At 29.6% G+C, this 21,211-nt stretch carries 16 protein-coding genes and 1 pseudogene; 1 reads left to right on the forward strand and 16 read right to left on the reverse strand.

Annotated features, from left to right (window positions below):
• Nucleotides 1-9: 9 nt before the first annotated feature.
• From CP370_RS07515 to CP370_RS07570, 12 genes and pseudogenes are all read right to left on the reverse strand, one after another.
• Nucleotides 10-270 (reverse strand): hypothetical protein, encoded by a 261-nt coding sequence (locus tag CP370_RS07515; RefSeq protein ID WP_087712912.1) that lies wholly within the window; start codon nt 268-270, stop codon nt 10-12.
• Complete coding sequence (gene cas2, locus CP370_RS07520) at nt 267-572, reverse strand: CRISPR-associated endonuclease Cas2 (protein WP_044025953.1); 306 nt, start codon at nt 570-572, stop codon at nt 267-269. The genes CP370_RS07515 and cas2 overlap by 4 nt, the downstream gene beginning before the upstream one ends.
• Nucleotides 550-1,458: a type II CRISPR-associated endonuclease Cas1 gene (cas1, locus tag CP370_RS07525; protein WP_087712911.1), complete on the reverse strand. Its 909-nt coding sequence runs from the start codon at nt 1,456-1,458 to the stop codon at nt 550-552. Before cas1 ends, cas2 begins: the two co-directional genes overlap by 23 nt.
• A 206-nt stretch (nt 1,459-1,664) precedes the next feature.
• A complete protein-coding gene (gene cas9, locus CP370_RS07530; RefSeq protein ID WP_087712910.1) occupies nt 1,665-5,792 on the reverse strand; it encodes a type II CRISPR RNA-guided endonuclease Cas9 in 4,128 nt (1,375 codons plus the stop codon).
• A 618-nt stretch (nt 5,793-6,410) separates the two neighbouring features.
• The gene (locus CP370_RS07535) at nt 6,411-7,817 is read right to left on the reverse strand and encodes a hypothetical protein (protein ID WP_087712909.1); all 1,407 of its coding nucleotides are present in this window, start codon (nt 7,815-7,817) and stop codon (nt 6,411-6,413) included.
• Nucleotides 7,807-8,883, reverse strand: coding sequence for a hypothetical protein (locus CP370_RS07540; RefSeq protein WP_087712908.1), 1,077 nt, complete (start codon nt 8,881-8,883; stop codon nt 7,807-7,809). Before CP370_RS07540 ends, CP370_RS07535 begins: the two co-directional genes overlap by 11 nt.
• A 226-nt stretch (nt 8,884-9,109) precedes the next feature.
• Nucleotides 9,110-9,451 (reverse strand): Abi family protein, encoded by a 342-nt coding sequence (locus tag CP370_RS07545; RefSeq protein ID WP_087712907.1) that lies wholly within the window; start codon nt 9,449-9,451, stop codon nt 9,110-9,112.
• 231 nt (nt 9,452-9,682) lie between these two features.
• Nucleotides 9,683-10,090: pseudogene (locus CP370_RS07550) on the reverse strand (sugar nucleotide-binding protein); the annotation flags it as partial.
• Between the two features lie 162 nt (nt 10,091-10,252).
• Nucleotides 10,253-10,885 (reverse strand): hypothetical protein, encoded by a 633-nt coding sequence (locus tag CP370_RS07555; RefSeq protein WP_143467869.1) that lies wholly within the window; start codon nt 10,883-10,885, stop codon nt 10,253-10,255.
• A gap of 369 nt (nt 10,886-11,254) precedes the next feature.
• Nucleotides 11,255-12,754, reverse strand: a complete 1,500-nt coding sequence (locus tag CP370_RS07560) for a BCCT family transporter (RefSeq protein ID WP_087712905.1) — start codon at nt 12,752-12,754, stop codon at nt 11,255-11,257.
• Nucleotide 12,755: 1 nt separating this feature from the next.
• Nucleotides 12,756-13,469: a sugar phosphate nucleotidyltransferase gene (locus tag CP370_RS07565; RefSeq protein WP_087712904.1), complete on the reverse strand. Its 714-nt coding sequence runs from the start codon at nt 13,467-13,469 to the stop codon at nt 12,756-12,758.
• Entirely contained in the window at nt 13,462-15,198 is a 1,737-nt protein-coding gene (locus CP370_RS07570; protein ID WP_087712903.1) for a phosphotransferase, read from the reverse strand. The genes CP370_RS07565 and CP370_RS07570 overlap by 8 nt, the downstream gene beginning before the upstream one ends.
• A 210-nt stretch (nt 15,199-15,408) precedes the next feature.
• Here CP370_RS07570 and CP370_RS07575 point away from each other — a divergent pair, with 210 nt between their 5' ends.
• On the forward strand, nt 15,409-16,587 hold the full coding sequence (locus CP370_RS07575; protein ID WP_087712898.1) for an IS256 family transposase: 1,179 nt from the start codon (nt 15,409-15,411) through the stop codon (nt 16,585-16,587).
• A 34-nt stretch (nt 16,588-16,621) separates the two neighbouring features.
• On the opposite strand, the gene CP370_RS07580 is transcribed toward CP370_RS07575, so the two are convergent.
• The 4 genes from CP370_RS07580 to CP370_RS07595 all read right to left on the reverse strand — a co-directional run bounded on the left by CP370_RS07580 (nt 16,622) and on the right by CP370_RS07595 (nt 20,961).
• Nucleotides 16,622-17,299, reverse strand: a complete 678-nt coding sequence (locus tag CP370_RS07580) for a hypothetical protein (protein WP_087712902.1) — start codon at nt 17,297-17,299, stop codon at nt 16,622-16,624.
• 48 nt (nt 17,300-17,347) lie between these two features.
• On the reverse strand, nt 17,348-18,187 hold the full coding sequence (locus tag CP370_RS07585; protein WP_143467870.1) for a hypothetical protein: 840 nt from the start codon (nt 18,185-18,187) through the stop codon (nt 17,348-17,350).
• A gap of 189 nt (nt 18,188-18,376) precedes the next feature.
• Nucleotides 18,377-19,246: a DNA adenine methylase gene (locus CP370_RS07590; protein WP_087712900.1), complete on the reverse strand. Its 870-nt coding sequence runs from the start codon at nt 19,244-19,246 to the stop codon at nt 18,377-18,379.
• A 41-nt stretch (nt 19,247-19,287) separates the two neighbouring features.
• Entirely contained in the window at nt 19,288-20,961 is a 1,674-nt protein-coding gene (locus CP370_RS07595; RefSeq protein WP_087712899.1) for an ATP-dependent endonuclease, read from the reverse strand.
• Nucleotides 20,962-21,211: the final 250 nt, after the last annotated feature.

The following is a 21,211-nucleotide window of genomic DNA, read 5'->3' on the forward strand; positions in this document are numbered from 1 at the left end:
TCTAATCTATCAAGCAGCTTGATTAAAAGTGTTCAATTTATTATTGCAATTTACGAAAATATTTTTAGTCAGTAGAATATCTCCAATAAAATCAAAATTTTTATTAATATCTAGTTGATTATATTCATCATCAGAAATCAAAGCCATTTGCTTCTCATTCTTAAAACTTTGCGTAATATCCCGATACGCTATTGTACTAGAGGTTGCGATTATCTTCATACCATAGCCATTTAAAACCATTTTTTTATGCGATAAATATGAAAAAATCATAAAATCACTGTCCTATCTGAACTATTTCTTACATCTCTAACTGGATCTCCTACTAAAAAATGCATATCATTGTATTGCTTTTCTGTAACCATTAAAGATTGAACAACCCCACTAGTTGGTAAGAAACTTTTTATTCTATTTTCTAAAAATGTAGCTGTTTTCCGACTCACACATACTCTTTCATAGATAGAATATTGAATCATTAAAAATCCTTCATTAATTAGTCGCTTACGAAATTGTCTATACTCTCTTCTTTCATCAGCCGTATCGACAGGTAAATCAAACATTATCATTAATCGCATCATTCGGTACCTCATGAATTAACTCCATTTCTATTTTCACTTTATCAATTTCACCGCTTAAAAATCTTAAACAATCTCTTACATAAACAGTGATTGCATTAGATAAAATTGTTCTTTTCCTATTAAATTTTATTTCTAAACTTAATAGTTCTACTAAACCAAATTTAATATCAGGAGTAAATTCACTAATATTTTCATGTGCTTTTACCCAGTAGTCTACAACCGGTCTAAATGGTTCCATTAGATCAGAGCCGAGATTAAATTGATTTTCTTGAGAATGATGATGAATACCTAAATAAGATAAATATCCATTGACTGCAATTTCTCGATCAAAAGCAGAGAGTAAAATTGCATACCCATAATCTAGGGCTGCATTAATTACATCCGAATTTCTCCTAATAAAATCTTTTCCAAACATTTTCATAAAATATTTTCTAGCTGCTAAGGCTTCCCGATTAGTTGAATCATTAACTTCAATTCGATCGAGCTCCTCCTGAATGTCTTCCCCATACAATTTATAATTCTGCAATACTGCAATTTGATTTTGAATTTTTCTAGTGACAATTTTTGTCCATAATAATTCTTTACGTTTCTCATCCCACCGAAATTGATTTTCTAATTTAGCCAAATTCCTGCTTCCTGGATAATAGTCAACCGTCTCACTAATTGGTTGATACTTATCATCTACAAATATTACCTTAGATTGTTTTTCAGCCAGTTTACTGATAAGTGCACTAGTAATTACTGCCTGAGAAGTAGAAATTAAAACTAGATTTATATCATCAATTGGAATCTGATTCACCCCATCTCTTGTTTGAACAATCATCATATTCATTGAATAAGTTAATTTTGCATGCTGTGTTATTATCACAGACCGCCATCCCATATTCTTCCTCCTTGTATAAAAATACATTTCATGATACTATTACTGTGTTGGGTAGCTCCCAACATCTAAACTTTATTGATCTAACAACCAGATTTAAAATCAAGCAATGCATCTTTTGATGCAAAGTTTCAATATTTGTCCCACGTTATCGAGGGACTTTTTTTATACAAAAAATAGGGAATCACATTGGTGGTTCCCTATTTTCTTTACAAATCTGAAATCTTAACGCTCTTTTTAAATAAACCTGTTGGTGATTGATGAATTAACTTTGCATTTTCTGAGAGTATTACGCCATTAGGAAACTGCATAAATCCTAATGGTGTTGACAACCCAATAGTTGGGATTTTTGTCATTACAGCATTATCATGCAATCCCTCCAAAACTTTTAAGATGGTATCTTTTTTATCCTCTAGAGATAATTTAATGAATTTTTCCCTTCCTGAATGCAGTTTTTCTCTAAATTTATTGATATCAAATAAAGGCAAATATTTATCAACTTTATCCAGTATTTCATCATAAGCCCTGATCAATGCGTCATTTTCATCGCTATCTTTATCAAAATTATTCGTAATAGCTTTCATTGACTCAGTTGATAATGTTAATTGTTTAGCATTATATACATATGTTGAGCTACCAAGCATAAACTTTTTATCTCCATCTTGAATTACTTGCTTATATGGGATTTTTGACTTAACTATTTCAAATGAGGTAATCTTTTTATCTCTTTTTCCATTCTTGTTATACAAAATTCTTGGTGCAAGTATTTCTTTTAAATAAGACTCGTAGTGATCTTCCTTCTCTGCCTTTTTTAAATTAACTAATTCTCTGGTAGGTACTCCTAAAATCTTATATTCTGTTCCTTTTTTCTTGTCTATTCTCACAATTACCATATAAGCATCAGAATTATTTGTATATCCACCATATATATCAGGTGACATCCCCATCTTCTTAGGAATCAAATTACGAGGAGTTTTAACAGTGTCATTACTGAATCGTGGATAGACAGTCATCTTAAACATTTCTTGATCTCTAGTTTCTGTTTCTCGAGATACAAGCATATATTTAAATTGATATGCTCTCTTCAATTTTTCAGCTATTTCTTTACTATTTTCTGATTTATTTTTCAAAAGTTGTGAGATAAAAGAGAATTTTCTAGTCTTATTAAAAATTTCCTTTTCTTTATCAGGGTCAGAGCTAAATTTCTTATATTGACCATAAACAAAGAATGGACGTAAATTAGGATAGTTTTGGTATAAAAGATTACCACAAATCGCCGAAAGATACGCATCTATTGCATGATGATAGTCGTTTACCTCTCTACTCTTGTATAAATTAAACTTTTCTCGTAAATAGTGATTATATTTGGCTTTCACGGTTATTATCTTGGTATTAGGATAGCGAGACTGTAAAATAGTTGAAACTAGTTTAATAATTTGACTTGTTTCAACTAATTGACGCCGAATAAAACCTGCAGACTCATATTTATTAATATGATCTGGATCTGTCAATAAGTTGTTATATTTGGTCTTACTAATTAAACCAATATTCTTCCATTCTTCCCACATTTTTCTAATAGTTATGCCTAAATTACCAGCCATTTCATTACCGAACAATTTTACTGGTACATTATCAGACTTGTCATTATTTACTGCTTTAGAAACTAAAACTCTATTATCTAAAGCATCATCTTTAATGAAACTTTGTGGCAAAATATGGTCAATATCATATTTTTGAATCTCGTCAATATTAATTGGTTTTCCAGTATAGGCATCCCTACCAAGCTGCATAAAGTATAGATAATATTTATCTTGCACAATTTTTTTATCTTTAATAGCTTCATTTAACTCTTCTGCAATTGCCTTAGATGCTAATTCAGTTGACAAATCTTTATAAACTTTTTGCAGCTTACTTCCTCTAGTTTGACTTCTCTTAGGATTCTCATCGGCATCTCTAGTAAATTCTATTGCAATCTGTTTAGGAACTTTTCCAGAAGCTGCTTTGACAATGTCATCAACCACTTTAATTACTTGACGAATTGCTTTTTTGTTTGCAGGTGAAGTATAAGCATCATTTAAAATATCTTCTACACTAGTAGCAACTAATAAATTTTGATTAGCTTTTGCAATTGCATCTTTAAAGTCAGCTTGAGTTACTATCTGCATAAAATTATTTTGACTATCCCAAAGTTGCTCAATAATAGTTTGACCATTATGATCATGCAATTGAGCTAATAATTTTTTAGATAGTCTGCCCCATCCCTGTAACCTAATATTACTTAGAGCATTAATCTGCTTCTCATTCAACCAATCAATAGATCTCAGCTTTTCTTTATAGATCGATTTATCTTCAAAAATTGTTGACCATTCGATAATCTTTTCAAAATCATTTCGATATTTTAAGTCGTCAATTTGATTGTCAAAAATATTCAAATTTTTAAATCTATTATACGTAGTTAACCCAGAATTGAACTTCTTCTCATCGGCTAATCCTTTAATTTCAACCTTAACCAAATTAAGATTTTCTTTTAGATAGTTTTCTAATTTCTTTACCGTTACAGTGGTATGTTTCTTAAACAAGTTCTCATATATTTCTTGTTTCAAATCCACTGATATTCGCTTACCATTAATTCTGATATTATTAAGCTCATTTAACACCATAAATTTTTGGTAAAGGAGACTATTAGCAGGCAAGACATCTTCACCAAATAAGTAAGTATCTTTAGTTGTCATCCGCTTAATAAACTTATTAGCAGATTCAATACGATCAACTTTTTGATCAAAATTCCATGGTGTTATTTGCCCCTCTTCTTTTCGAATCATCCATGCAAAATTTTGATTTTTCTTTGTTTGAATATCTTTTGTAGATTCATTTGGCGAAATTAATGGACCGACATAATATGGAACTCTAAACCTGATTAACTCATCTAGCTTATACGGTGCTTCTTTCAAATGTGACGAAACAGGATTAATCTCTTTTAAGAATGGATAATACTTACTCTGATTTTCAATAATTTTATCCAGTTCTAATTGATGTAATTGATAAGGAATTACACCGTTAGCATTAGTCCTTTGTTTTGGCATAAAGGAATCTAGTTCTATTTTCTTTTTTATTTCTCTAGATGCTTGAGAATCATCCAAATTTTTATTAACTACTTTATAAAAATCTTCTTTTGATCCAGGCTTGATCTTTCCCAGCTTTTTCTTTGCTTGTAATAATTGTCCATGACGATTATTGACATATAAATCATAGGCTAATGCTAATTTCTTGGCTTTCTTTTGATCAATATGATTATCAATAACTTCCTTTAGCAATTTTAAATCATCACAATGATCGTTATATTTCTTAATCATTGATTCAGACAAAGTATTTCCGTCTTCAACAATTCCATTCAGAGTAACCTCATTAAACAATTCTTTAATAGTTAACAAAATAGCTTGTTCATTTTCATCAAGGTTACCCATTAATGCTTCAAATTTACTATCTGCATCGATATCGCTAAGCTTAAAATTCCAGTCTGATAATTCATCTTTACTAACTTCTTTTAGTGCTATAGTGTCAAATCTTGTTTTATAGCCTAAAACAGCATTGGCTACTTGTTTAGAAATGTCTTTTATACGTTTACTTTGTTCTTTATTATCAGTTTTGATAGCAAATAATTCTGCTATCTTCTTAACCTTATCTCTTTTGAAAATTTGTTTATCTTTAATAATCTTTTCAATTTCTGCTGTATTAGAGATATTAAACTCAACATTTAAATCTAAACCCAAATTTTCATATAACTCATTCAATTTTTCAATGCTACTTTTTACATCAATTTTTGATGCTTTAAAATCTTTTACCGATGTATTATATAAGAAATTCCCACGATATTTAATAATGTGATGAATTGCTAGATAGACTTCTCTTAAATCAAATTTTTCATCTTCTGTCATTAATTTATACCGAAGATGGTAAATAGTAGGATAATCATCGTAAAATTTCTTATCTTCAGCAGAAGTTGGAAAAACAATTGAAGATACGTTTTTTCTTTTATCTAATGGAGAAAGGCCCGATTCTTTCAACCTAGCAAAGAAATATGGATCTACTTCTGCCATATAAGGATCAAAAAATTCCTCTAATAATTTCAAACGCCATCTTTTTCTTTTTATTCTTCGATGGGTTGTTCTAAACAAACGCCGATCAGCTGCTGATTTTCCAGCCTCAAATAAATGTGATCCAATTGCTGTTTTACCTTGGAGTTTGAGGATATCATTGTCAGAATCCATTGCTACCCATCCACATGAATCAGTACCAATGTCTAATCCTACGATATAGTCGTCTTTAACTTTAGTCATTTGGGACCTCCTTTAAAATTCACAAAAGCGCTTTCTTACAACTTTAAAAATAATGTGAGTAACTCTTTTAACTAGCATTCATTGATCTAACAACCATCTAAAACTACTAACTAAATGTTTTTCAACTTAAATGGATAAAAATTTGAATGCTATCGTAATTATCTAAACCGCGGTGTTTTTTCATTAGTAACATACTGTATGTTCAATAAAATAATCTATAAAAGAAAAAGAACCAAATACCTATTTTTAGCTATTTAGTTCTTATAAAAAATTATTTATCGTTAGATTGTGACAATCCCTAAAGATATTTTACTCAACTGGAAATAATGCATTTCCATCTCCATACCTACGAGAGTTGCGACCGCAATATCTAATTAAAGGTAATCTTATAAACTAGATACAGAACTTCAAAAATATAAAATTATACCAAAAAATAGGCATATTCTAGTGCCAATCTCTCACAAAATAGCTCTATACTGTTTTCTGTTGCTAAATATTTATAATACATAATTAACAAGATTTTTACATAAATATAACGCTATATTTCTTTTCTAAATCAATCCTTGTAAAAAATAGAAATTAAAACTAGTGCTATATTAATACTTAAATTTTCTATTTTTAATCCAAAGTAATAATTTGCCAATGATTATAGATATCATTAGGAATTTCTTTATTCACTGAAGTTATAATAAATTGGTGTTTTTCAGAAAATTCATTTTCTAAAAAATCAACTAATAATTTTTTGTTTTTAGTATCCAATTCTTGAAATGGTGAATCCAAAATAATTGGTAAATTAACTTTTGTAAACTCCTCAATTAATTTCAAAGCTGCTAATCGAATTGATATTGCCGTAAATTCTTGTTCTGTACCCGTAAGACCCGAAATGTTTTTACTTGAGAAAATTCCATTTTTTAGCCAATTTGAGATATTTAGCTCACTTGCATATTCAGTATACAATTTATAAATTCTATCTTGTAATTCTTGATAGCTATTTTTTCTTAATAACTCTTTCTTTTGTAAAGCAAGCTCTTCATCTTGTTTATTTAAATATTTCAGCATAGCTTTATTTTTTTCAAAATTAAAAGCTTGTGGAATAGAAAATTTCGCAATATCTCGGTTCGTATATTTTTTCTTAATAGCCTCTTCATTTTTATATATTAACTGTTTTGTTTCTTTTATTTGATTATTAACCACTGTTTTTTCACTTATTAAATAGTTTGATATATTTTCCATTCCTTCTATTTTATCTGACGTAACTACTACTACACTTTTATCTGATAATCTTAATCGTAATTTTAATTTACCAATATATTCTAAAAGTTTATTATTATCTTCAATCGATTCCAGAATCGTACGCTTTTTTCTTTTAAGCTGTTTTAATTTAAACTTTAAACTATTTATATTTTGAATAGTTATTTCATCTTGATTATCTTCTTCTATAAAATTATCGTTATCCTTAAGAACTGCATTTATTGCATTTATTGCTGCTTTATTTCTTCTAATTGTAATTTCTTTTTTCTCTATTTCCTTTAACTTTTCTTCTACTTCAGGTACTAATTGTGTGACTAATTCTTTTAAGTTAAAACGATTTTTCGGTGTAACTACTCCATTATTAATTAAAGAATATCCTCTACCTTGTTCAAAATAAAAAGTGCCTAAGAAGTTTTCTAACAATTTTCCATTGTTAAAATCAAAAAAAGTAGATTGCAATACTTCCTGATCCTCTGGTAAATGTAGTTCTCGTTTTCTATCACTAGAACTTTCTTCTAGTATTACTTTTTCGTTATTTCTAAAAATTTGTATCTCTTCTAAATCGTCAGTTAAAATTTTTATATTTGTTTTTAAGTCTAAATTGGCAATTCCATTTGTCCTTACAACTTCAAATCCCAATGCATAAAGAATTACTCTTAATAAAGTACTTTTCCCCTTTTTATTATATTTACTACTAATAATACTTTTTCTATCAAAAATTATTTTTCCTTTATAATCTAGTCCACCATCATATTCAATTTGTTTAATCCACATTCACATTACCTGTTTCCATAATATTCTTAATTGTATTTTTTTTAGTCAACACTCTATACAGTGCTACCTTAGTTAAAATTTCTTGATCCTCAGCCGACACATTTTCAACTTTAAATAAATTCGCATAACTCTGCCAAGAACTATTTATAAAATCATATATATTATTTGAAGAATTATTTGTAATATATTCTTCTTCATCTGTCCAAATTCTAGAACAAAATTCTAATCGTTCACTTATATAGTCAAAAACTTCCCTAAATCTCATTATTATTCCGTCCATAATAGCGACATCAACTTTTAATTTAGCCGCTAATACATCTGTATTAAATGGTTGATTACACTCAATTACTACAATAATCCAAAGCAAATCTTTCTTAGTTAAAACTTTATTATTAGAATAACTTTCACTATTTTCTCTAAATAAATCGTGCCAATTTCTCATAATATCTAAGCTAGCATTTTGCATTAAATTTCTACTTATTAGGAAATTGTTTACATAATTTTGAACCGATTTAAACTTATCTTCATATTTATATCGTGGATCAAAAGGAATTATCTGAACACCAAATGTTCTTTTCAAAGTATCTAATACTTCTTCTTTCGATTTGTTTTTTTCCTTTAGATAATCACTCTCTATTTTCTTTCCCAACATATTTTCTATTCTTTTTTGTGTAACATTTGCAAGCTGATTAAATTTCAACGGATAAATAGAATAAGTAGATTTAGTAGGTGTATCTTCCTCACCTATTGGATCTTTACAATTCGAAATATAGACAATATTAGAAACAGGCTGTTCAGACTTAAATAAATTATTACAAAGTGACGTAAACGATTCACTCATTCTGCGTCTTCTATATGCTTTTTTTGAATTAATTGGATCTGTGATCATCTTAGCCTGAGCATATATCCAATTACCATCAAGAAGTTCTACGTCAATATCTTCTTTATTTCCCTCTGCTTTGATACTTTTTAATTCATCAAAATTATCAATAAATAAAACTATTGCTGCTAAATCTTGAAACGTAAAGCCGGCTCTAGTTTTATTAGCCCGTTGATTTTCAACCATACTATCTCCTACAATAACTATTAATAGTTTTAACTCAATCTCTAATTACTAACAAGAAACTATTTCATAAATAAAAAGTTTTCATTCACAGATATTTCCCCACTTCTTTATTATTTTTGTCTAAAATAATCTATCATACCAAAAAGAGCCTGCTCTTTCTTCTATATTTAACCTAATTCAAATTACTTCTCTAACTCATCAAAGAAGCGGTCATCTTTTAAAACGTCTAAGTAGTGGCTTGATAGCATCCGTCAAAGTTAAAATATGAAATTTCTGCACCCAAAGTTATCTCATAAGCTACGAGTCCATCATAAAGAATAGACGTTAATTCTTTATCTAAATCATATAAAGCAACTATTTCTCTGAAACTAACTCCCGGAATAAACTTTTCTGGATGAATAATATTACCATATGAATCTCTTGCTAAAAACAAATGTTTAATTAAAGTATAATAGCCTATTCTTTCTAGAGCCTGTTTAGCTTTCCCATCAGTCGGGACTTCTAATCCACGTGCTCTAAGTATGCATAATTGTTGTCGATAAGTTTTAAAAGGTTTTGTATCTTCCATCTAAAAATCTCCAAAAAGAAAAGTCTTGATATAAAAATTATACCAAGACTTTCTTTAGTTTAGAACCTGACTCCTACGGCCTCTAAACTTGATCTGTTAAGTATAGTTTATAGTTTACCGCTACAAATTTCAATAGAAATGTTTCTATAAAATTATACTTGAAAAATTTCCCCACCAAAAAAGACCAAGCACAATGCTTAGCCTTTCATTCGGTATTATTTAGTTAAAAACTTACTTCCCCAACTCATCAAAGAAGCCGTCGACCTTTAAAATATCTAAGTAGCGGCTGATAGCATCTGGCCAAGTTGGAAGTGGCTTAAAGCCGTTTTCTTCTAACTTACTCTTGTCTAAGCGAGAGTTAAATGGACGAACAGCCTTTGATAAGCCATATTCTTCAGTAGTTACAGGAGTTACCTTAGTCTTGTAGCCTGCTTGGCGGTAGATTTCTTTAGTGAAATCGTACCAAGAAATATAGCCGGTCTTAGTACCATTTTCGTCATAGTCGCCTTCACTTGCTGGTAATTCAGCATTAGTTGCATGGTAGTATCCGTACTTATCAGTTTCAATCATGTTTACCAATAAGCTAGATAAATCAAAAGTATAAGTTGGTGTACCTACTTGGTCGCTCAATATAGATATAAACGGTAAGAATTATAATCAATCTGTAAATAAGCTAAAAGGCATCATATTTTCACAGTATTTTAATGCCTCATTCAGTTATTCACTACTCTTCTTACTAAAAAACTAATTAATATAACGCTATACTCATTACTTCTTCATCAAAATTAAGCATTTGTTATATCACAATCCATGTTTTAGTAAGGTAATTATGAATAATATTATCATCCCTATAGCCCCATAACCAGACAGCGAGTATCTTATAATGCTGTTCACATACTGTCTCTGCTCTTGCGCTGTTGTTTTATCTATAAATCTTTTAATCCATATTTGCAATTGTTCTGTCAAATACAATGATAATAATACACAACCATACATTGATAAATATATTAACTTATGATCAAACATATTAGCTGTCATAATGGCCATTTCACATGATATTAAATAATTTATGCTTTTTCTGTTCCAAGGAAGTAACATGGCTACTCCAAGTAGTAATAAAACACATATTATAGCTGCTATAGGATAAAACCAACATTTTAGATAATTAATTAGCAGCACACTATAGGTAAATATTCCATAGCTTAAGTAATATATCCAATTTGTAAAATCTATTCCCCACTGCCAAGGTTTAATCACATACCATCTTCCTTCAGCTCGTGTATTCATATATTCAAAAACTTCTGAAAATAGAAAGCTAATAGTTAATTCGGCTGCTACTAAAATAAAAAAAGATTGTCTACTTTCAATACTTAAGCAAAAAAATCTTTTCCATTTTTCAATTAAATATGTAGGTAACGAATTTCCCCAACCCACAATCAGATATATAGGTAACGCTAACGTTAATAGTTTTTTATCAAATCAACATGCAGATGGATATTTTCTATATAAAATATTGTTATTAAAATATAAATTAAAGCACAACAATAGTATACATAAAATACTGTAGACAGATAGTCTTTCCACGCAAAACCATTATTAAAACTTTTAAAAAAAGACAATGCATTTTCCTTATAGGCCAAAGGAATTAACAAAATCGACATGACAATTGGAAAAATGCATAAACAATTCAAAAACGCCCACTTATACTGATCTGAATTTAATGAAATGTGTCTTTTTTCTGTACTCTTAATGGTAATTTTCTAATGACCTTTTTTATTCTTCTAATCATTCCAACACCTTTATTCAATTTTTCTTCCGCCCAAGCAAACTCTTATAAAAACTAATTACAATTAAAATCATAACTATACTAGTTGGTAGTGCAGCAATAATAGCCACTGATTGAATATTATAAACAGACTCCCCAGTCAGAATCAGTACTAAAGGAAAAATACTAAAAGCAATTGACCAAAATGCTCTCATTTTTTTACTTGGAGTTTCTTCTACAAGTAAATTCTTGTACGAGTATTTGGAAATGACCATCGTTATGGAATCAAAAACTGTGCAGTACAATCCTATCATTGCTCCACTAAGGATAATTAATCCCCATTCGTAATGAGGTAAAGTTCTAAAAAGAGTAGTTATGATTACCGGATAAGAAACGTCTTTGCTTAATAAGGCTGTAACATTGATAATTTCGCGAATTTGTTCTCTAATCCCAAAATTACTCAAAATAATAAAGGATAAGAAAGTGCCACTCAACCCCCAAAAATATGCACCTAGAATAATTTCACAAATTTTTTTTCCTTTACTAATACTTCCAATAAAAAATGGAGTAGCAACACACCAAACAATCCAATAAGACCAATAATACACAGTCCAATTTTGAGTAAAACTATTAATTTTATTTGGCAGTGCTAAAGAAATAAAATTAGTAGTTAAATTTCTTATTGCAGCTCCTCCTGCCACAAAGTCAGAACTCACTCCACCTCCTACAAGTAAGACATATAATAATAAAAGTCCAAACATAGAGAAAGCTATTACCGAAAAACGGCTCATTGCTTTTAAGCCAAGTAAAGAAACTGATAAATAAATTATGACTATCAATACCATTAAAATTAAAGACCAGGTTTGTACAGTTCCTACATGAAACAAAGTTTTCGCAACTTGAGCTAATAAAGGAAGGGACATTGAAAAAGTAGTAGCTGTTGCTGCCACTAGAGAAAAAATCGCAATTAAATCTATTACTTTACCCGTAATACCATCAATTAAATTTCCAAAAATTGGTCGACATGCTTCTGAGAATTTCTGTTTTTTGTTTTGAGACACATAGAGCATATATCCAAATGCAACTGCCAACATAATATAAAATGACCATGCAATCGGACCCCAGTGAAATAATGAATACGTCAGCGACCACTCAAATGGATTCTTTTTGCTTTGAATAGTCGGCTCTCCAATATACATCATCCACTCACACAAGGAATAAAAAATGACATCCGCTGACATTGTAGAGGTAAAAATCATCATCCCCCATTTAAGAGTTGGATAAATTGGTTTATCGTTTTCCTTTCCTATTTTTATATTTCCTAATGGTGAAAAAGCTAAGACCAACGTACTTAATAAAAATAGAATTCCTACCCAAAGGTAATAACCGGAGAAATATTTATTAATTTCCGAACGAATATTTACTAAGAAACTTTTTGATTCATTGGGGAAAATAAGAAATATACAACTTAAAAGTAAAACCGATAACAAAGGAATAGAGATCAACGAAAGATCTATTTTTGAAATTTTTTTCTTCATCTTACTTTACATATTTCTTATAAGAAGAATCTATATCAGCTAATTCTTCAATACTATCAATTTCAACGATATCTTCTTTATTTATTTTATGTACAGAAAGGTTAAACTTATCAGCATAGATAAACATTGGAACGTCATCCCAATAAATATCATAGTTCTTATTTTCAAATTCCTTTTCTACAAGTTCTCCTAACATAGCACTATCATTAGCATTCCATTTAGAAACACTGTATAGTCGCCAACCCTGGTCACCACCATCTCGATCACAAGATATAACTCTACCTTCGTTATCGGTATGCATTATCCATTCATCTGACCATTCGTTAATTAAACTTCCTGCATAACCTGATTTTTCAAAATCAGCACTTAAAATTCCTGGATTATAGATTAATTGATCACCATCTAAAATGATTGTATTCTTTAACTCTTTTCTAGCTACATACAGAGAAGAAATATTATTATACTTGTTAAAATATGGGTTATTAATCAACTTAACACCAGCATACTTTTGGGGTAAGAAATCAAACTTATCTGCTAAATATCCCGTTACAATTGTAATGTCATTTATATTTTCTCGATGCAACGCCTGAATAATACTTTCGATCATTCTAGTTCCATTTACCTTTACTAAGGGTTTAGGCGTCTCATTAGTTAATGGTCTCATTCTGGTTCCTAAACCAGCTGCCATTATTATTGCATTATCTAATTTAGTCATTCTTCTTCTCCAAATACTTTAAAACTAATTTACTGTACTCTTTGGCATAACGATATTGTGCGATTGAATATTCGCCAAAATCTAGTCCTAATGATTGCTTATATTCACACCAGTTACTCCACAGTAGTCCTCCTACAGCAACATAAGCATAAATTTTATGTCTAATATTATCTTTGCATTTATTTTCATAGTAAATATCTATTAGTTCATCAATTTTGTCTTTATTATAGCCAGCATAAATGGCATACATTGCAATATCCAAATCTGGATCCTGCATGCCAGCATATTCCCAATCGATAAGAAATACATTTTCGTTCTGATCAATCAAGAAGTTATCTGAATTGGCATCTATATGACATAAAGACCATCTATCAATATTATCTTCAATAAATTTTTTTAGCTTAAGAACATTGTTCTTTGTTTCTGAATAATCTCGATAAGCTGAATCTGTATTTCTAAGACTTTCATAAAGATCTATCTGCCTCCAAATGTCAAAAGTATGATTAACTTGATAGTTTTGCTTATGAAATTGTCGTAAGACACTCATACTATTTTTAACATCTTGAAAATTATTTGCATCACTATTTCTAGTATTTTCTAGAAATTCAGATATTTTGTATCCATTATCTGGATTTAAATATAATATTTTTTCAGTATATGGCTCTGTTTTCACTTTCTGGTAAACATCATACTCTTCTTTTCGATCGATTAGCTTATCTGTTCCTTCACCAGGAATCCGCATAATATATCTTTTATTATTAACTGTAAAAATGAAAGATCTATTTGTCATTCCTTTTTTTAAAGTATGAATATTATGAATATCTTTTTTATTTACCTTTAAAACTTGTTCGATAATCTCAATTGCGTTATTTTTTAAATGCGTTGATCCTGAATCTAAATCTAGCAATTGTTCATAAGAATTAATTTCAGCATGTGAATCATCAGAAATAACTTTACCATTGAGCAAGAACGTCTTTTTATCCTCTAAAACATCTTCCCAGAAAGAAGTATGACGCTCCTTTTTAATCATTTCTTCTAGTCTTTTTGAAACAATTTTTCCATGCGTACTATTTATATATGCAAGACCAATCATTTTATTTCCATTTGATGCTTTAAAACGCACCTTACCATTATTTTTAACTTGCCAATCCGAACCCGTTACTATTTCTTCCCCAAATAAATACCATGATTCATCTTCAACGGTAGAAAATGGGTTAGTTTTAAACCATACATCACAAGGGAGAACATAAGTATTAGATATGACATTATTAACTAAAAATAAAGAGTAGATATTATTCCAATCCTTATAATGAGAATTAACAACTAAATTGACATGATATTTATCAATTAAAAACTCATAATGTTCCTTCATAAAGCCGACTACAATTTCGATATTTTTAATTCCCACTTCATGTAATTGTTTAATCAAGCGTTCAATTAAAGTTTCACCTTTAACTTCCAACAATCCTTTTGGTTCCTCAGTATTAATAGGCACCATTCTCATTCCATATCCTGCTGCAAGAATAATTGCATTTTTTGGATGATGAGACTCAAAATATATTTCGGCCTTAGTAGTAATATTGTTATTTTGGTCTATAAATCTTTGCCTTTTTAATTCACTAATTATCTGATTAACTTTTCCAAGTGAGATATTAAGCTTTTTAGCTAAATCTCTTTGGCTAATACCTGGTTTTATTGTTCTTAATACTTCTATTTCTTTTGTGTTCATATTATTTGTTTCCTTTGTATTTTTGAACATTTGTAGTATATCATATTATCAAATCAAATTTATCTATACTAAAAAAATATGAGACCGTACAATAGTTTGTGTAAGGATGAATAATTCCTTAAATTAATTTCTTAAAACATTAGAAAAAGGAGTTCCTTTCTCGTATGATTGGTTTGAACAAAAAACACATACAGAAAGAAGAACTCCTTCATGAATGATTTTACCAAAAATATGGCACAAGCTCTATTCAATCAAGACAAAATAAACGATTTATTGCGCAAAGAACTCCAGCAAGCAGTTAATGACCTATTGAAAGCTGAGCTGACTGCGTTTTTAGGCTATGATCCTTATGCCAGAGCTGGCTGGAATACAGGCAATTCACGCAATGGTGCTTACTTCCGCAAAGTTGATACGCAATTTGGCGAGATTGAAATTCAAGTGCCTAGGGACCGCAACGGCATGTTTCATCAGCACACGCTCCCTGACTACAAGCAGCACTCCGATGTCTTGGAAAGCATGATTATCAAGCTATATTCCAAAGGCGTAACCACCAGAGAAATAGCCGACTTGATTGAAAAGATGTATGGCAGTCATTACAGCCCAGCTCAGGTATCTAACATCTCCAAGCAGATGATTCCAAAAGTCGAGGCCTATCATCAGCGCAAACTCAGTGACAAGTTCTTCTGCGTTTATTTGGACGCTACCTACATTCCTTTGCGTCGCATAACCTTTGATCGTGAAGCAGTTTATATTGCCATTGGCATCAAGCCTAATGGCCACAAGGAAGTCATCGATTACCGCATTGCTCCCAGCGAAAACGTCGAGAATTGGACGGAAATGCTTCAAGACATGAAGTCTCGCGGTCTAGAACAGGTTGAGCTCTTTCTTTCAGATGGCGTTGTGGGCATGAAGACGGTACTGGAAAAGACATATCCCCAAGCTCATTTTCAACGCTGTCTAGTTCATGTCATGCGCAATATCTGCGCTAAAGTACGCGTAGATGATCGCGAAACGATCATGAATGAATTCAAGCAAATCCATCAACAGCCAGATAAAGAAGCTGCGATCAAAGTCTTGCACGCCTTCTATGACAAGTGGAACAGAGCGTACAACCATGTCATCAGAAATCTCAAAGAGATTGAACCTGATCTGCTGGTCTTTTACAGCTATCCTAAGCAGATCAGGGCTTCAATTTACTCCACCAATATGATTGAATCCTTTAACAACGTCATCAAGCGTAAAGCTAAGCCTAAGGCAGAATTTCCAACTGAACAGTCGCTTGATGCATTTATTGGCATCCAGGCAATGAGCTACAATGACCGCTATTTCAACCGAATTCATAAAGGCTTTGGTCAGGTTCAGGATACCTTAGAATCTTATTTTGAATAAATAATTAAAAAATCAATTTGCGAGAAAGAACTATTTACACAAAAGATTTGACAGTCTCTTCAACTACATGCCCCTTTAAGTACATATGACTCTTATCTTTAAAATAATCATTTGGTAATTTCACTTTATTTACAAACTGGCTATCTTCCAATAAATTATCTATATCCAACATGTAATCTACTGTATTAGAAGAAAATACTGATACTGCTTCTGTTGGTACGTACATCTTATGCTGTACATAATTTCTCAAATGATAACATATTCTGTAAGACGCACTTGTTGAATACAAATCTTTTCTAATATTGTCCCATTTATCAAAGTAATCTGGAATATTTTTCTTCACCCAATTTGTTGTTGAATCTATAAAGACCCTTGCATCTGAAATATAATCTAGTATTAGCTTATTACTAATATCTGGAGCTTTAGGTGGAAATTCCGGCTTCTGATTCATCAATAAATCAAAAGCTTGTTTTTCAATATCAAAAATTGAATATGCTGCATAAGCATTATGTCTAAACTCGGCAAACTCATTCATATTTTTTCTATCTTGATTAGTTACAGAAATTTTTATCGGCTTATCCTTATTCTGATCATAAAAAACATGTAATCTAATAGTTTTATTCATTGGATAATCGGAATATTTAGATATAATATCATCTATTTCAGATAAAGTTAGTTTCTTAAACTGATCTTCAAAGCTTTCTTTTTCCATCAAATCGCCATATTAGTAATAAATTTGCACATTCTTAACTATCTAACTTCATTTAATAGTTACTTTTACTATATTGAAATTACTTTTCTCAAAAGAATATTTACATCCTTTGTTTATCTTATCAATTCTATCCCAATAATTGGAAGGATATTTCGTAGTATGTTTTTTAAAAAATTTTACCAATAACTTAGGTTTCCATTTGTAAAAGTCAAAATATAATTCTAAGTTCTTTTTATTTCTATAATCAGTCTCACGATTATACATATTTTTCCATACTTCTAATAATTCATAAGTATTTAAAATATACTTACTACGTATAGTACTTTTACATAAGGCAGCATTTCTCTTAGCTCTTTTTTCTGTCACTTCATCTCCACTATTGAAAATGACAAGATTTTTATCGCACTTTTTATAGCAGATCCAATGCATATTGTTTTTATTTTTACCCCATCCTCTATTCGAATTTATAGGAATTAAATAAAAACAATTTTCTTTTATTTGATCATCATATAGTTCTAAATTCTTATGCTTAAAATTATCAGTAATTTCATAATTAATGTCTAAACTATATTGTTGTAACAACTTTATAATTGAGTCATGTTTTTGTATAAAAAAATTAACTAAAGTAACCGAATCATAAAATTCCCCAACTAAAGAATAATCCTTTAAAATATCATTCTTATCAAGGATACGATTATATTTATTTGTATTATTCAAACTTATGGAACTTAAAGCCATGTCCCATATTTGATTTGCTATTTTATTTACATAACATTTTTGAAGTTTTTCTTTTTGGTCATCATCATGTAAGATTCCATTTAGAAAGGCATATATACCGCAAATAGGTCGATGTCTCTGTTTATAAGCCTTTCCATGTTGTATGTTCATCTGTATATCCATCAAAAAATCCTATCTATATCACGCAAAAAGCTCCAATAACCTCTACTCACGAGATTATTGGAGCTATACTTTACAAACATCTAAATTATATCAATAAATATTATATGTTTCACACAAACATAAAAACTACCATAATAAAAAACATCTCATAATACAGAGGTGCTTTTTAGAAAAGAATCAAACTCGATCCAATTTTACTTTTTCAAATGATTCTGCTTTAGTATTATTGTTAATAAAAATATATTCCTTGGCTTTTCTTTTCTTATTAGCAGAATAGTTTAATCTATATGTATAAGTCTTAACATAAGGGTGATAGAGTTTTAAGATTTCCTCTTCGATATCATATGTCGTTATCCATTTATAATCTGATAGATTTAAAATGTTTTGAGCTAATTTTTTATGCTCATCTTTATTTACAAAAGATAAATATAGATTTTTACCTTGAGTGTAATAAGGCGGATCAAAAAAGATAAAAGTATCTTTCTTAGAATATTTAGGTATCTCTTGGACTATAAATTTATTTGCATCCAGATTTTTTAAAGTGATTCTGTCTTTATGTGACGCAATTTTTTTTATTTTTTTAATCAGAGCCTTTTTATTAAATCTACAATCTAATTTATATTTTCCACTCTGCGTTTTTCCTCCTATAGGACCACCATTAATAATTCCACTTACATTTGTTCTATTTAAGAAAAAAGAAGCGAAACCATTATCAATGGAATTAGGATTACTTTTTGTCTTTTCTCTAATTTTCTGCTGTAATTTCCATTCATAAATATTCACGGGTGTTGTTTGTATTAAATGAATAAAATCATCTGTTTGATTTAAAATAGCATTCCAAATTGCAAATATTGATGGGTCCAAGTCATTTATTACAACATTTGAAACCACATTAGAATATAAAAGTTCTAATCCTACACCAAAGCCACCAGCAAAAGGTTCAATATATGTACCTGAAATACCATTAACCTTCAATAAATGCTTTACGTATGTAGTTAATTGCGTTTTCCCTCCTGGATAACGTAGAGGAGATTGAGTTATTGGCATTTTGGGCCTCTCTTATACAAAATCTAAATATGTAAAAATAATTATTGCCATAGATTTTTATCGATTCCATTATAGGGAGCAACTTTTTTAAACATTTCCCTTAAATCATAATAAAATTTTCTAATCATTGACTCATGTTCAGAGTTATTTAGCCAATTTTTAAATAGTAAATCAAAGAAGTCTCGCTGATCGTTAAACAATTTTTTATTAAATTGGCGTTTCTTTTCCTTATTTTTACCATTCTTTTCTTCTTTTTCAAATTTATCTATAGGAACCTTTATTTTATCAAGATACCATTCTTTACTATAGCCTCTACTGCTAATTGTATTATTACTCCAAAAATTATTATCCTTATTAAATAACTCTTCAGCATAATCAAATAAAAGTTTTTCTGGAGATTTTCCTGTCTCTCCTTTAAAATGATTTTTACCAGGTAAAGCAATAATGCCATAAATTTTATCTTTATCTACATTTTGATCACCATCTAATATACAAATAGCTTTCATGGTATTCTTTAGAAGTTTATTATCCTTAAAAATATCTCTTAAACTATTTGCTCCCAAATTTGCTTTAACTAGATGAAAGAATCGTTTAACTTCAATAAAATTTTTAAATTCTTCTTGATTTTGAAAATATTCAAACAATCTATCTAATAGAAACCTGGCTTCCTCATCCTCGGTAAAAACAGGTATAACTTTATCTTGATAAATATCGTTTGTTGTCAAAGTATTCAAATGCATTTTTATTTTATAAATATCTGGATCAGACATCACATCAACATTGGTTACTTGATTTATCAAATATATAACATTGTCTTTATTTAGCAAAGAGTTTTCCAAAGCAGATAAACTGTGTGTAGTAAAAACTATTTGAATTTTATATTCATGAGCATACTCTCTCATTTTTTCCAATAGTTTTATTTGAAATGATGGATGCAAAGTTGCATCCAATTCGTCAATTAATAATATACTTTCAATCGTTTTTTTACTATCAATTGAGTCAAAGTAATAATGTAATGATACTAAAGCGGTCAAAATTATATATAAATTATCCTCACCTGCTGAAATAGTATTCGAATCTACACCTTTAATATCACTTTTAAATTGTGTTCTAGTTTTTATATCGCCTAATTTCTGTACATTAATAGAATTTATTTTATAATGGGTAAATTCATTGTACAGATCGTTCAATTCAGTTTGATATTTTTCAGGTAACCTATTCCTTACTGATGAAACAGGATTTTTTTCACTATCATATTCGCCATATGGAATTAATCGAGATAGTCCTAAATATATAATAGGACACTGTGGTAATTTATCATGAGAATTATTTTTATATATTGGTTTTATAGCATATCTAGAATTTTTAGGAGAATTATGTCTTCTAAATTCCAATTCATTATGATCATAATATTTAACCTTAAATAAATTACCTTTAATACCTTGAGCTGGATCTACATAATCCATACTCTCACGTGTTAATGATTCTACTTTAGGATTTACTTCAGAGTTAATACTATTAATAATACTTAAACAATTTTCATCTTTTATCCAAGCACATCTTTTATTAACACGCTTATACGCATTACTAATAATATATAAAAGCGAGGATTTGCCAGTTCCATTGGTTCCAGAAATTGCGTTTAAACTTTTTTCAAATTTAATCGTCTTATCTGCAAATTTCTTATATTTTTTTATATCAATTTCTTTAACCATTTATAAACCTCACAATTATTAAAATTAGATATGGATCAATTTATACTATACAATTATATTATATAATCTAAATATTTAACCTTTAAATATAGATATTACTGCCGCAAGCAATGAAGCAACAAAACCTAAAAACATTGTAGTTCTTGGTAAATCATCATGATGAAAACTGTCCTTCTTAAGCCAATCCATTATTTCGAGACTGTAAAATAGTTTGTGTAAGGATGAATGATTCCTTAAATTTATTTCTTTA

Source organism: Lactobacillus sp. UMNPBX19 (genome assembly GCF_002553805.1).
In the GTDB taxonomy this organism is placed as follows: Bacteria; Bacillota; Bacilli; order Lactobacillales; family Lactobacillaceae; genus Lactobacillus.